Annotated in this window: 11 protein-coding genes; 4 read left to right on the forward strand and 7 right to left on the reverse strand. The window is 60.0% G+C overall.

Annotated elements, in window-relative coordinates:
• Nucleotides 1-108: 108 nt before the first annotated feature.
• The 5 genes from pqiC to rlmKL form a co-directional block, all read right to left on the reverse strand.
• Complete coding sequence (gene pqiC / locus ACYF6X_RS11475) at nt 109-669, reverse strand: membrane integrity-associated transporter subunit PqiC (protein ID WP_130017647.1); 561 nt, start codon at nt 667-669, stop codon at nt 109-111.
• A complete protein-coding gene (pqiB, locus tag ACYF6X_RS11480) occupies nt 666-2,312 on the reverse strand; it encodes an intermembrane transport protein PqiB (protein ID WP_063989450.1) in 1,647 nt (548 codons plus the stop codon). Before pqiB ends, pqiC begins: the two co-directional genes overlap by 4 nt.
• A complete protein-coding gene (gene pqiA / locus ACYF6X_RS11485; protein WP_074181188.1) occupies nt 2,299-3,615 on the reverse strand; it encodes a membrane integrity-associated transporter subunit PqiA in 1,317 nt (438 codons plus the stop codon). Before pqiA ends, pqiB begins: the two co-directional genes overlap by 14 nt.
• Before the next feature lie 73 nt (nt 3,616-3,688).
• The gene (locus ACYF6X_RS11490; protein ID WP_130017646.1) at nt 3,689-5,593 is read right to left on the reverse strand and encodes an ABC transporter ATP-binding protein; all 1,905 of its coding nucleotides are present in this window, start codon (nt 5,591-5,593) and stop codon (nt 3,689-3,691) included.
• Nucleotides 5,594-5,598: 5 nt separating this feature from the next.
• Nucleotides 5,599-7,725: a bifunctional 23S rRNA (guanine(2069)-N(7))-methyltransferase RlmK/23S rRNA (guanine(2445)-N(2))-methyltransferase RlmL gene (gene rlmKL, locus ACYF6X_RS11495; RefSeq protein WP_130017645.1), complete on the reverse strand. Its 2,127-nt coding sequence runs from the start codon at nt 7,723-7,725 to the stop codon at nt 5,599-5,601.
• Between the two features lie 103 nt (nt 7,726-7,828).
• Here rlmKL and ACYF6X_RS11500 point away from each other — a divergent pair, with 103 nt between their 5' ends.
• On the forward strand, nt 7,829-8,932 hold the full coding sequence (locus tag ACYF6X_RS11500) for a YcbX family protein (RefSeq protein ID WP_038874255.1): 1,104 nt from the start codon (nt 7,829-7,831) through the stop codon (nt 8,930-8,932).
• 6 nt (nt 8,933-8,938) lie between these two features.
• Here the strand turns inward: ACYF6X_RS11500 and ACYF6X_RS11505 are convergent, their stop codons facing one another.
• Nucleotides 8,939-9,487: a cell division protein ZapC gene (locus ACYF6X_RS11505; protein ID WP_063989446.1), complete on the reverse strand. Its 549-nt coding sequence runs from the start codon at nt 9,485-9,487 to the stop codon at nt 8,939-8,941.
• Nucleotides 9,488-9,663: 176 nt separating this feature from the next.
• Nucleotides 9,664-10,674 (reverse strand): quinone-dependent dihydroorotate dehydrogenase, encoded by a 1,011-nt coding sequence (pyrD, locus tag ACYF6X_RS11510; RefSeq protein WP_047568298.1) that lies wholly within the window; start codon nt 10,672-10,674, stop codon nt 9,664-9,666.
• A 258-nt stretch (nt 10,675-10,932) separates the two neighbouring features.
• On the opposite strand from pyrD, the gene ssuE reads away from it, so the two are divergent.
• Genes ssuE through ssuD form a run of 3 tightly spaced genes read left to right on the forward strand, consistent with a single transcriptional unit; the run spans nt 10,933 to nt 13,670 of the window.
• Nucleotides 10,933-11,511: an NADPH-dependent FMN reductase gene (ssuE, locus tag ACYF6X_RS11515; RefSeq protein ID WP_033646581.1), complete on the forward strand. Its 579-nt coding sequence runs from the start codon at nt 10,933-10,935 to the stop codon at nt 11,509-11,511.
• A 24-nt stretch (nt 11,512-11,535) separates the two neighbouring features.
• Entirely contained in the window at nt 11,536-12,501 is a 966-nt protein-coding gene (locus tag ACYF6X_RS11520; RefSeq protein WP_063989444.1) for a sulfonate ABC transporter substrate-binding protein, read from the forward strand.
• Between the two features lie 20 nt (nt 12,502-12,521).
• The gene (ssuD, locus tag ACYF6X_RS11525) at nt 12,522-13,670 is read left to right on the forward strand and encodes an FMNH2-dependent alkanesulfonate monooxygenase (protein ID WP_130017644.1); all 1,149 of its coding nucleotides are present in this window, start codon (nt 12,522-12,524) and stop codon (nt 13,668-13,670) included.
• The last annotated feature ends 2 nt before the right edge of the window (nt 13,671-13,672 follow it).

Raw genomic sequence — 13,672 nt, forward strand, 5'->3', positions numbered from 1 at the left:
CTGCTGAGAAAGGGTTTAACTTTTTGAAATAAAAAAGAAATCCCTGCCAGTGAGAAAAAAAGACTTTTCACGCTGACAGGGATTAGACGATTTTAGACCAAATTATGACTAAATGCCGCCCATCTGTACTGCGATAGCCTGGGCTTCCTGCTGCCAGCCCTGCGCCAGCGTGCGCACCAGGGCATCATAACCGTCCTCACCCTGTTTCAATTCCAGGTTGAAAGGCCGTTTGATCAAGCGTCCCTGGCGGTTCAGCACCCACTCGCCGCGAACGATCGCCTTGCCGTCAAAACGGCCGTGGAAGCCGCTGATGGTGACGTTCAGCACATCCTGATCGCTGCTCATCGGCTGCGAAGAGACCACCCAACCCGGCAGCGCGCTGCTCAGGTTGGTGACCAACGTTTGCTGCAGCTGCTGGTCGAGCGGGCTGGCCCACAGGTTGTTCTGCGCTATCACATACTGCACGTCGTTGGTCTGATACACCACGCCGCTCTGCGCCAGATAATCCGCCACACTCACGTGCTCCAGCCACAGCTGGCGCGTGGAGGCGCCGCTGCTGGTGGCCGCGGCCGGCGCACCCAGCGCCGGCAACTGATAGTAGGTCTTCTGTGGCGAACTGCTGCAGGCGCTGAGCAACAGCGCCAGGGCTACCGGGATCCATTTCATCATTTCGTGGCCTTCTTCGGCTGAGGGTCAGTGCTGCCGGCGGCTTCAAACACCAGCGCGTTGCTCTTCTCATTCAGGGTGCGCAGCACCGGTTGCAGCTCACGCAACACCTGGTCGAGGCGCTGCATATCGCCCACCATCTTGTTGTAAGCCGGTGAACCAGGCTGGAACCCTTTCATGCTGCGGTTCAGCTCCAGCAGCGTTTTCTGCATGTCCTGCGGCAGCGCCTGCATCTCTTTGCTGGCGATGATGTCGTTCAGCGACTTCATGGTCTGCTGCGTCGATTTCATGGTTTTCTGACTTTCCGCCAGCGTCTTGGTCGCTTCGTTGATCATCGGATTGATCGGCATCGCGTTGATCTTGTCCAGCGTCTGCATCAGTTTCTGCTGGATCTGCGCCAGCCCGCCGCTGGTGGTCGGCATCAGCGGATAACCGAACAGCTCGCGCGGCCCTTTCCACGGTTTCTCCTGCGGATAGAAGTCGAGATCGATATACAGCGAACCGGTCAGCAGGTTGGCAGACTTCATCGAGGCACGCATGCCGCGCGATTCCGCGTCTTTCAGGTGCCCTTCAATATCGAAGTTGCCGCCCAGCTGTTTCTGGAAGCGATCCGGCTCGATGCGGATCAGCACCGGAATGCGGTAGTCGTTATCCAGGCGCTGCGCCATGCCTTCTTTATAGAACGGCACCTGCGCCACCGTGCCCAGGCGGATGCCGCGGAATTCGACCGGCGCGCCCGGCTGCAGGCCGCGTACCGAATCGGAGAAGAACAGCAGGTAGTCCTTATGCACGGTATACAGCGAATCCTGCGTGCTGCGCTGGTTGTCGAACAGCTGGTACTCCGCCTTCTCTTTCGCCAGTTCGCCGCGATCCCAGCCGTCCGGCACGTCGAAGCTGACGCCGCCGCTGAACAGGGTAGTCAGCGACCCCATCTCCACCCGCATGCCCTGTGCCGACATGTCAAACGCCACGCCGCTGTCTTTCCAGAAGCGCACGTTGGTGGTGACCAACTGATCGTAAGGCGCGGTAATGAACAGCTGATAGCGCATGGCGCGCGCTTTAGGATCGAAATAGCTGGTCTCCACCGACCCGACGCGATAACCGCGGAACAGCACCGGATCGCCGGCGTTGAGCTGGCCCGATTTCTCGCTGTCCAGTACGATACGCAGCCCTTTGGCGTCCGGAGAGGCCAGCGGCGGCGCGTCGAGCAGCTGATAGTTGTCTTTGCCGTCTTTGCCCTTGTTGCCCGGCTGCAGTTCGATATAGGCGCCGGAGAGCAGCGTCCCCAGCCCGGAGACGCCTTCACGGCCGATCTGCGGCTTCACTACCCAGAAGGCTGAATCCTGGCGCAGCAATTTCTCCATGCCGGAATTAAGACGCGCCTGCACCATCACCTTGCTCAAATCATCGCTCAGCGTGACGGTTTCCACCACGCCGACGTCCACGCTGCGGCTTTTGATTTTGGTTTTACCCGCTTCCAGCCCTTCCGCCGTCGAGGTCACCAGCGTCACTACCGGCCCCTGATGGCTGAAGTGGTAAAACAGGATCCAGGCGCCGATCAGTGCGGTTACGATGGGAATGATCCACACCGGCGACCAGCGTTTGATCTTCTCGACGTCCGCGACGCTATGATTATTTTCCGTCACCTTGCGGCTCCTTGTTGATTGTTTCACTTGCGCGATCCCAGGTCAGCCGGGGATCAAATGTCATGGCGGCGAACATGGTGAGGATCACCACCAGCGCGAACAGCACGGCGCCCGTCGCGGGGTAAATGCTCATCAACTGCCCCATTCGCACCAGCGCCGACAATACGGCGATCACAAACACGTCGATCATTGACCATCGGCCAACGAATTCGACCACTTCATAAATCAGGTGCATGCGCTCGCTGTCGGCGCGCGGCTTCTTCCTGCCGTTGGCATCCCAGCACAGCCAGCCGATCGCCAGCATTTTCAGCGATGGCACCATGATACTGGCGATGAAAATCACCATCGCCACCGGATAAGAGCCGTCCCCCCACAGCAGGATCACCCCCGCCATGATGGTGGAGTTCATCTTGTTGCCCAACGCCTCGGTCACCATGATGGGCATCAGGTTGGCCGGAATATACAGCATGATGGAGGTCACCAGCAGCGCCAGCGTCCATTGCAGGCTGTGGCGGCGACGCACGTAGCCGTTGGTGTGGCAGCGCGGACAGCGCACCTGATTGGCCGGCAGGATCGCCGTGCAGCAGGCGCAGGAGCGCACGCCCTGCCGCATGCCGGTGCGCCCCACCGTCAGCGGGCGATCGAGACGCGGCGCCGGTTCGATGTCCTGCCACAGCCAGCGCCTATCCACGCACTGGAAAGCGCGCACCTGCAGCAGGCAGAACAGACAGTAAGGCACGAAGCTGCTGCCGATGCCGATATCGCCATAGGCCATCAGCTTGACGAAGCTGACCAACACCCCGGCGAGGAAAATCTCCACCATGCACCAGGTCTTGAACTGAAACAGCACCCGGGCCATCCACTCTTTCAGTCCCAGCGGCAAACGCACTTTGGCGCACAGCAGAATGATCGCCACCATGCAAAACGCCGGGATCAGCTGCACGAACACCATAAACAAGGTGGCCATGCTGGCGTAGTCTTCCGCCACCATGACTTCCGGGATTTGGATCAGCCTGATTTCGTTGCCGAGGCCGGCGACGCGCATGTTGATAAACGGGAAAATGTTGGCCAGCACCAGCATGAACAAGGCGCTGAGCGCGTAACCGATCGGCCGCTTGCGCGGCTCGTCCCAGCGGGCGCTGAGCGTGGTTTTGCAGCGCGGGCATACCGCTTTGCTGCCATAGGCCAGCGGCGGCAGCGCCACCAGCATGTCGCACTGCGGGCACAGCATCAGGTTATCCTGGTGCTCCGCCGAAGGTGCGGAATGACTATGCTGCTGATGATTGTTGTGGGAACACACCATATTCCTCCTCAATAACGTTGCTCACCGGCACGTCGATACCGCCCGCAGCAGCGCGCGGGCGGTATCGCAACGGTCAGCCGTTTTTCATCGCTTCCAGCTCTTCCCAACGGGCGAAGGCCTGCTCGAGCGCCTGCTCAGCGTTAGCCAACGCCGTCAGCACGTCTTGCGTTTCGCTGTGCGGCCGCGTGAAGAAGTCGGCATCGCTCATCTGCGCCTGCAGCGCTTCGATTTCCGCCTCCAGCTGTTCGAGCCGCTGCGGCAACTGTTCCAGTTCGCGCAGCAGGTTGTAACTCAGCTTGGCCACCGCTTTCTTCGGCTGTTCGGCCTTTTTCTCCGCCGCCGGTTTGCTCGCGCTCGGCGCCGCCTGACGAATCGGTTTCGCCGTGGCGCGCTGATGATGCGCATCGTAGTAACCGCCGACGAAGGCGTTGATCACGCCGTTGCCTTCAAAGATCCAGCACTCGGTCACCGAGTTGTCGACGAACTGACGATCGTGGCTGACCAGCAGCACGGTGCCCTGATAGCCGTCGATCAGCTCTTCCAGCAGCTCCAGCGTTTCGACGTCGAGATCGTTGGTTGGTTCATCGAGGATCAACAGATTGCTCGGTTTCAGAAACAGCTTAGCCAACAGCAGGCGGTTACGCTCACCGCCCGACAGCGCCTTCACCGGCGTCATGGCGCGTTTCGGGTGGAACAGGAAGTCCTGCAGGTAGCCCAATACGTGGCGAGGGCGGCCGTTGACCATCACTTCCTGCTTGCCTTCCGCCAGGTTGTCCATCACCGTGCGCTCCGGATCGAGATCCGCGCGGTGCTGGTCGAAATAGGCCACTTCCAGCTTGGTGCCGCAGTGCACGCGGCCGCTGTCGGCTTTCAGCTGACCGAGCATCAGTTTCAGCAGCGTGGTTTTGCCACAGCCGTTCGGCCCCACCAGCGCAATTTTGTCGCCGCGCTGCACCTGAGCGGAGAAACCGCGCACCAGCACTTTTTCGCCAACCTGATAATTGACGTCTTCCAGCTCGAATACGATTTTGCCGGAGCGGGTCGCCTCTTCCACCTGCATCTTGGCGGTGCCCATCACTTCACGGCGCTCTGAACGCTCGACGCGCAGCGCCTTCAGCGCACGCACGCGGCCCTCGTTACGGGTACGGCGCGCTTTGATGCCCTGACGGATCCAGACCTCTTCCTGCGCCAGCTTGCGATCGAATTCGGCGTTTTGCAGCTCTTCCACCCGCAGCGCTTCTTCTTTGCTCTGCAGATACAGATCGTAGTTGCCCGGCCAGGAAACCAGCTTGCCGCGATCCAGATCGACGATGCGCGTCGCCATGTTGCGGATAAACGAACGGTCGTGCGAGATGAAGACGATGCTGCCGTCGAACTCTTTCAGGAAGCCTTCCAGCCAGTCGATGGTTTCGATATCGAGGTGGTTGGTCGGTTCGTCGAGCAGCAGCACGCGCGGCGAGCTCACCAGCGCACGGCCCAGCGCCGCTTTGCGCAGCCAGCCGCCGGACAACGAGGAAAGCTCGGCGTCGCCGTTCAGCCCCAGCTGCAGCAGCACCTCGCTGATGCGGCTGTCGAGCTGCCACAGCCCCTGATGATCGAGGATCTCCATGATTTGCGCCATACGAGCCAGATTTTTCTCACTCGGATCGCTTTCCACCAGGTGGGAGATCGCGTGATACGCCTTCAGGTGTTCTGCCTGCTCCGCAACGCCTTCGGCCACGAAGTCGAACACGCTGCCGCCGATATTGCGCGGCGGATCCTGTTGCAGGCGCGCCACGATCAGATCCTGTTCGTAGATTACCCGGCCGTCGTCCAGCGGGATCTCTTTGCCGAGGATCTTCAGCAGCGTGGACTTGCCGGCGCCGTTGCGCCCGACCAGACACACGCGCTCGTTGTCTTCGATATGAATTTCGGTGTTGTCTAACAGTGGCGCATCGCTGAAAGAGAGCCAGGCGCCGGACATGCTGATTAACGACATAGTAATTATTTTCCTTCGCCGGCGTGACTCACCAGCCAGCAGTTGTGGATTTGACGGTTACGGGCAAAGTCCTGCGACAGCGTCTTGGCGGTGATCTCTTTCGCCTCCAGGCCCAGCGCGCTCAGCCCTGCCATATCCATTTGGAAACCGCGCTTGTTGTTCGAGAACATGATGGTCCCGTTGCGGCGCAGCAACCGTTTCAAATCTTTCATCAGCGCCAGATGATCGCGCTGCACGTCAAAAGTGTTCTCCATCCGCTTGGAGTTGGAGAACGTCGGCGGATCGATGAAGATCACGTCGAACTGTTCGTTGGCGTTGCTCAGCCACGACAGGCAGTCGGCTTGGATCAGCCGATGCTGACGGCCGGTCAGGCCGTTGGCGCGCAGGTTCTTCTCCGCCCATTCCAGGTAGGTACGCGACATGTCCACCGTGGTGGTGCTGCGCGCGCCGCCCAGCCCGGCGTGCACGCTGGCGGTGCCGGTATAGGCGAACAGGTTCAGGAAGTCCTTGCCGTTGCTCATCTCGCCCAGCATGCGGCGCGCGATGCGGTGATCGAGGAACAGGCCGGTATCGAGATAGTCGGTCAGGTTGACCCACAGCTTGGCGTTATATTCTTCCACCAGCAGGAACTCGCCCTTCTGCGCCAGTTTCTCGTACTGGTTCTTGCCCTTCTGCCGCTCGCGGGTTTTCAGGATCAGCTGATTCGACGGTAGCTCCAACACCGCCAGCGTCGCGTTGATCACATCGAACAGGCGCTGACGCGCTTTTTGCGCATCGACGGTTTTCGGCGGCGCATATTCCTGTACCACCACCTTGCTGCCGTAGCGGTCCACCGCGACGTTGTATTCTGGCAGATCGGCATCGTACAGGCGGTAGCATTCAATGCCCTGCTGTTTCGCCCACTTGTCGAGCTTCTTCAAGTTTTTGCGCAGGCGGTTGGCGAAATCTTCCGCCACCTGCACGCCGCCGGCAGTGGCGCCGGCCGGGTTCGCCGCCAGCTGATAGTTTTTCTGCACGCACTCCAGCGGGCCGTTCTTCGCCTTGAACTGGCGCTCGGCGCGCAGCTGCAGGCAGCTCAACAGCTCCGGCGAGGCGCTGAACAGCGACAGCTGCCACCCCCCGAAGGCGCTTTTCATCACGCGGCCCAGCATGTTGTGCAGCGCGATCAGCGCCGGTTCGCTTTCCAGACGCTCGCCGTACGGCGGGTTGCTGATCACGGTGCCGTGCGGGCCTTCAGGCAGCGGATTGGTCAGGCGCGCCACGTCGCCGACGTTAAAGGTGATCAGCTCGGCGACGCCGGCGCGGCGGGCGTTGCCGCGCGCCATTTCAATCACCCGACGATCGATATCGGAACCGAAGAAGCGAGAGGCGGTTTCCTGCAGGCCCCGGCGTGCACGCACCTGCGCTTCGGCGGTGACTTCACGCCACAGTTCGGCGTTGTGGCCGTTCCAGGCGCTGAAGCCCCAGTGCTGGCGGTGCAGGCCCGGCGCGCGATCGGCAGCGATCATTGCCGCTTCGATCAAGAGCGTGCCGGAGCCGCACATCGGATCGAGCATCGGCGTGCCCGGCTGCCAGCCGGAACGCAGCACGATGGCGGCCGCCAGGTTTTCCTTCAGCGGCGCCTGGCCGGTGAGATCGCGGTAGCCGCGCTGATGCAGGCCTTCACCGCTCAGATCGAGGGCCACGCTGGCCATATCGCGCTGCAGGAAGACGTTAACGCGAATATCCGGCTGCTGCTTGGCGACCGTCGGGCGTTGGTCGAGTTTGCGGGTGAAGCTGTCGACGATGGCGTCTTTTACCTTCAACGCACCATACTGGCTGTTGCGGATCTCTTCGTTCACGCCGCTGAAATGCACGGCAAAGGTTTTATCCACGCCAAAAATGCTCGGCCAGTCGATCGCCTGCACCCCGAGGTACAGATCCAGATCGCTGTGCACGCGGAATTCGTTCAGCGGCAACAGAATGCGCGAAGCCAGGCGGCTCCACAGCAGGCTTTGGTACAGAAGACGATCGTCACCCTGAAAATGTACCCCACCCTGCACCACTTTGCAGTCGTGAGCGCCAAGCGCTTCCAGCTCGCTTTTTAACAGTTCTTCCAATCCACGCGCCGTGCTGGCAAACAGAGAGTTCATATCGTGCTTATCACCAAAAAGAAAATTGTTGCGCATTATAGCTAATCCGCACCGCTTGTCATAAAGTTGCTCCCTTCTATTTAATAATCGCACGGAGATAAGGGTGATCACGCTTTCCAGACTCTACGTCCATCCGGTTAAATCACTGCGCGGTCTGCAGCTTTCTTACGCCCAGGTCGGCAGCAGCGGTCTGGCCTTCGACCGCAACTTTATGATCACCGAGCCGGATGGCACCTTTATTACCGCGCGCCAATACCCGCAGATGGTGCTGTTCACGCCGGCGCTGCTGCCGGACGGGCTATTCCTGACAGCGCCGGACGGCGAAAGCGCCGCCATTCGCTTCAGCGACTTCGCCGCCGCGCCGCAGCCGACCGAGGTATGGGGCAACCACTTCACCGCGCTGATCGCGCCGGATGAGATCAACCGCTGGCTGAGCGGCTATTTCCAGCGCGACGTGCAGCTACGCTGGCTGGGACCGGAGTTGACCCGCCGGGTGAAGAAACACCCCGAAATCCCGCTGACGTTTGCCGATGGCTATCCTTATCTGCTGATTAACCAGGCTTCGTTCAACGATCTGCAGCAGCGTTGCCCCGGCAGCATCAAGCTGGAGCAGTTCCGCCCCAATCTGGTAGTGAGCGGCGCCACCGCCTGGGCCGAGGACGGCTGGCAGGTGATCCGCGTCGGCGACGTCATGTTCGATCTGGTGAAACCCTGCAGCCGCTGCGTGCTCACCACCGTCAGCACCGAGCGCGGCCGCAAGCATCCGAGCGGCGAACCGCTGAGCACGCTGCAAAAATTCCGCTCCGCCGACAACGGCGACATCGATTTCGGCCAGAACATGATCGCGCGCAACAGCGGCATCATTCGCGTGGGCGATACGGTGGAAGTGTTGTCGACCAAGCCGCCGCGCCCTTATGGCGCCGGCAAAGTGGTGGAGAGCGTGCAAGCGCCGCAAGACAGCGAGCACAGCGTCACTATTGAATACGAAGGAAAGGTGTTTACCGGCAACAACCAGCAGATCTTGCTCGAGCAGTTGGAACAGCAAGGCATCCGCGTACCTTACTCCTGCCGCGCCGGGATTTGCGGCAGTTGCCGCATTACGTTGCTGAGCGGTGAAGTCGCGCCCCTGAAGAAAAGCGCGCTGGGCGACAACGGCACCATCCTGTGCTGCAGCTGCATCCCGAAAAGTGATTTGACCCTGGCGTAATTCGCCCTATACCGCCCTGTCGTAAGCCGGGGCGCTGCTTTCATCCTGCGCGCAGGGTTTCAGCCGATCGTGCATTACCTTGATGGCGTCGCCCAATACCATGGTACGGCCGGCGACCGTCAGCTGATTTTGCGCCAGCAGGCACAGGCTGGCGTTATCCCCGGCCTCTACCACCAGCAAGCGCGCTTCCACGCCGCTTTCCATCACTTTAACCGCCGCCAGCTCGCCGTTTTTCGGCTGCAGCGGGTAATGCTGCTGCGAGAAATGCCAGCTCTTCGGCATCAGTGGTTTCAGGAAGCGGTAGGCGACCAGCGCATTCAACACCAGCTCGGCACGCTGTTCATGGCTAAGCTTGACCTGTTTGCACTGTTCTTCATAGGTGAAATAAAGGGCGGCGTCATCCACGCAAAAAGCACATTCATCGAAGGCGTCCGGCGTTAACATTTTGGCCGGGAAACGTGAACGGAAGATCATACCATTAGCTAAATCCAGCATTAGCCGATCGTGTTCGGCATCAAAATACCAACGCCAATTATCGTCAGGTTTTATCTTCATTTCGTATCCTTCTCGCTGCCTATGCCAACGCCGCACTCACCCTAAAAGGCGATTTTATCACCGATAAAATAGCTTAAACATCGGATAATTCCGCGAACGATATTTATGCTAACGAACAAAATATAGACGAGCCGGGGGCAGAAATAAACCCCCGGAATAAAATGAGAGGAAAAATATTAGATATGGGTAACGATATCTTTAATCAAACGCGGGCCGTGATAGATAAATCCGGAATAAATTTGCAGCAGGCTCGCGCCGGCCTCCATTTTTTCGCGCGCCGCCGTCAGCGAATCGATGCCGCCTACGCCGATAATCGGCAGGCGCCCTTGCAGTTCGGTAGAGAGACGGCGGATCACTTCCGTGCTGCGTGATTGCAACGGACGCCCACTTAACCCGCCCGCTTGTTCGCAGTAATTTAACCCTTGGATCAATTTTCGATCCAATGTGGTATTGGTGGCGATCACGCCATCGATATTATGCCGCACCAGGCTATCGGCAATTTGGATCAATTCTTCTTCTGAAAGATCCGGCGCGATCTTTACCGCTACCGGCACATATTTGTGATGGCGCGCATGTAATTCCTGCTGCTTATTTTTAATCGCAGCCAAAAGATCGTCCAGCGCTTCGCCATACTGTAAGGATCGTAACCCCGGCGTATTCGGTGAAGAGATGTTAATCGCGATATAACCGGCATACGGATAAACTTTATCCATGCAGATCAAATAATCGTCCTTACCCTGTTCGACCGGGGTGTCTTTATTCTTGCCGATATTGATCCCAAGAATGCCGCCGAAATGGGATTTCTTAACGTTTTCAACCAGATTGTCCACGCCATGGTTATTGAACCCCATGCGGTTGATCAGGCCTTCCGCCTCAACCACGCGGAACAAACGCGGCTTGTCGTTGCCCGGCTGCGGGCGCGGCGTCACGGTGCCGACTTCCACATGGCCGAAGCCCATCGCGCCGAACGCATCGATGCACTCGCCGTTTTTATCCAGACCGGCGGCCAATCCCAGCGGATTTTTAAACGACAGCCCCATGCAACTGACCGGTTTGGTCGGCACGGACTGGCGGACAAGAAACGCTAATGGGGTGCCGGCAATACGACTGAGCTGACGAAAGGTCACTTCGTGCGCACGCTCCGGATCGAGCTGGAACAACGCTTTCCTGATGAGGGGGTAGTACATGGACTCTCCTGATTTCCCGGTTGCAAACCGGGGGCGTATTATCCGGTATCCCCCGCCTAATTGGAATTGATTAAAGGCAAAAAAAGCCGTTTTTACGCAACCGTTTTCCCTCCTCACCGCAAAATCGGCGCCAATCCGCTTTTGCGCATATCCAAATCAAAAAATGAGATTTAAAAAACGCGCCCGGTTGCTGGTAGTTTTAAAACACTTCTCATTGATTTTTTAATTAAACCTAACTTTTAGTTATAAGGAGTGGCAATGCGCGTTATATCACTGGCCGGCAGCCCACGCATCCCATCACGTTCCGCGGCGCTGCTCGCGCTGAGTCAGAACTGGCTGCGGCAGCAAGGGGTGGAAGTGACGGCTTATACCCTGCACGACTTCGACGCCGAAGATCTGCTGTACGCCAACTTCAACAGCCCGGCGATCAAGGCGTTTGCCGACCAGTTAGCGCAGGCCGACGGCCTGCTGATTTCCACGCCGGTTTATAAAGCGTCGTTCTCCGGCGCGCTGAAGACCTTACTGGATCTGCTGCCGGAACGCGCACTGGATCATAAGGTGGTGCTGCCGCTGGCAACCGGCGGTTCTGTCGGTCACATGTTGGCGGTGGACTATGCGCTGAAACCGGTGCTGGCGGCGCTGAAAGCGCAGGAAGTGCTGCACGGCGTATTCGCCGACGACAGCCAGATCCAATTGACCGGCGAAGGCGCCACGCTCACCGACGCCGTCGCCGCCCGGTTGGAAGAAGCGCTCGCCAGTTTCTATCTGGCGCTGGGCCGCCGCAAACCGCCCGCGCTGCGCGTCGCCTCGCCGCTGGCGGCGCGACAGACTGCCTGAAAAGCCTGGAAAAGGAGAGCCTGAATGAAAAAACGCATCGCTTTACGCCGCTGGCTGAGCGCCGCTACCCTCACCGGCTTGCTGTCGCTGGTCTGGGCCAATGCCGCCGCAGCGCAGGATCCGGCGCAGTTCCGCATCGGCTACCAAAAAGGATCGGTCAGCCTGGTGCTGGCGAAGAGCCACCGGCTGCTGGAAGAACGTTTCCCCGCCACCCGCATCAGCTGGATCGAGTTTCCCGCCGGCCCGCAGATGCTGGAGGCCTTGAACGTCGGCAGCATCGATCTGGGCAGCACCGGCGATATTCCGCCGATCTTCGCGCAGGCTGCCGGTGCGGACCTGCTGTATGTCGGCGTTGAGCCGCCCAAACCCAAGGCGGAAGTGATCCTGGTGCCGGAAAACAGCCCGATCAAAACCGTCGCCGATCTGAAAGGCCATAAGATCGCCTTCCAGAAAGGATCCAGCTCGCACAACCTGCTGTTGCGATCGCTGCAAAAGGCCGGACTGCAGTTCACCGATATCCAGCCCGCCTATCTGACGCCCGCCGATGCGCGTGCCGCCTTCCAACAGGGCAACGTCGACGCCTGGGCCATCTGGGATCCTTATTATTCCGCCGCGCTGCTGCAGGGCGGCGTACGGGTGCTCGGCGACGGCACCGATCTGAACCAGACCGGTTCCTTCTATCTGGCGGCGCGCCCCTATGTTGAAGCCAACGGCGCCTTTATCAGCCAGGTCTTGACGGTGCTGACCCAGGCCGATGCGCTCACCCGCAGCGACCGGGCGCAAAGCGTGGCCCTGTTGGCCAACGCCATGGGGCTGCCGGAGCCAGTGATCGCCAGCTATCTGGATCACCGCCCGCCGACCGCCATCACACCGCTCGATGCGCAGACGATCGCCGCGCAGCAGCAAACCGCCGACCTGTTTTACGCCAACCGGCTGGTGCCGGTGAAGGTCGACATCTCGCAACGCATCTGGCGCCCAAGCGCGCAATAAATCATGGGAGAGCATTGACGATGAGCCTGAACGTTTTCTGGTTTTTACCCACCCACGGCGACGGCCACTATCTTGGCAGCGCACAGGGGGCGCGCAGCGTCGATCACGGTTATTTGCAACAGATTGCCCAGGCAGCGGATCGGCTGGGATTCGGCGGGGTACTGATCCCCACCGGCCGCTCGTGCGAAGACTCTTGGCTGGTGGCCGCCTCGCTGATCCCGGTCACCCAGCGGCTGAAGTTTTTGGTCGCGCTGCGGCCGGGCATCATCTCTCCTACGCTGGCGGCGCGCCAGGCGGCGACGCTGGATCGCCTGTCCAACGGGCGCGCGCTGTTCAATCTGGTCACCGGCGGCGATCCGGAAGAGCTGGCGGCAGAGGGGCTGCACCTTAACCATGAAGAGCGCTACGAAGCCTCAACCGAGTTCACCCACATCTGGCGCCGGGTGCTCGAAGGCGAAACTGTCGATTTCGACGGCAAGCATATTCAGGTGAAAGGCGCCAAACTGCTGTTTCCACCCGTGCAGCAGCCGCGCCCGCCGCTCTATTTCGGCGGATCCTCCGCCGCCGCGCAGGATCTGGCCGCCGAGCAGGTAGAAATGTATCTCACCTGGGGAGAGCCGCCCGCGCAGGTTAAAGAGAAAATCGAAGAGGTGCGCGCCAAAGCGGCGGCGAAAGGCCGCCAGGTACGCTTCGGTATCCGCCTGCATGTCATCGTGCGGGAAACCACCGAAGAGGCCTGGCGCGCCGCCGACCGGCTGATCGCGCACCTCGATGAGGAAACCATCGCCAACGCGCAGCAGGCCTTTGCGCGCTTCGACTCCGTCGGCCAACGGCGCATGGCGGCGCTGCACGGCGGCAAAAAGGATAACCTGGAGATCAGCCCGAACCTGTGGGCCGGCATTGGCCTGGTACGCGGCGGCGCCGGCACCGCGCTGGTGGGCGATGGTCCGACGGTCGCGGCGCGCATGCAGGAATATGCCGATCTGGGCATCGATACCTTTATTCTCTCCGGCTATCCGCATCTGGAAGAGGCCTACCGCGTCGGCGAACTGCTGTTCCCGCACCTCGATCTGGCGCAGGAGGAAACGCCCGTGCGCCTTCAGCCAGTGCGCCCGCAGGGCGAAGTGGTGGCCAACATCTATGTTCCGCAAAAAGTGTCGCAGAGCTGAGG

This window comes from Serratia sp. ID 25-353 (assembly GCF_054792795.1).

Bases quoted from the DNA above. Each gene is read 5' to 3' on its own strand.
- pqiC (WP_130017647.1), bottom strand. From the start codon at position 669: ATGATGAAATGGATCCCGGTAGCCCTGGCGCTGTTGCTCAGCGCCTGC.
- pqiA (WP_074181188.1), bottom strand. From the start codon at position 3,615: ATGGTGTGTTCCCACAACAATCATCAGCAGCATAGTCATTCCGCACCT.
- ACYF6X_RS11490 (WP_130017646.1), bottom strand. From the start codon at position 5,593: ATGTCGTTAATCAGCATGTCCGGCGCCTGGCTCTCTTTCAGCGATGCG.
- rlmKL (WP_130017645.1), bottom strand. From the start codon at position 7,725: ATGAACTCTCTGTTTGCCAGCACGGCGCGTGGATTGGAAGAACTGTTA.
- ACYF6X_RS11505 (WP_063989446.1), bottom strand. From the start codon at position 9,487: ATGAAGATAAAACCTGACGATAATTGGCGTTGGTATTTTGATGCCGAA.
- pyrD (WP_047568298.1), bottom strand. From the start codon at position 10,674: ATGTACTACCCCCTCATCAGGAAAGCGTTGTTCCAGCTCGATCCGGAG.
- ssuE (WP_033646581.1), top strand. From the start codon at position 10,933: ATGCGCGTTATATCACTGGCCGGCAGCCCACGCATCCCATCACGTTCC.
- ACYF6X_RS11520 (WP_063989444.1), top strand. From the start codon at position 11,536: ATGAAAAAACGCATCGCTTTACGCCGCTGGCTGAGCGCCGCTACCCTC.
- ssuD (WP_130017644.1), top strand. From the start codon at position 12,522: ATGAGCCTGAACGTTTTCTGGTTTTTACCCACCCACGGCGACGGCCAC.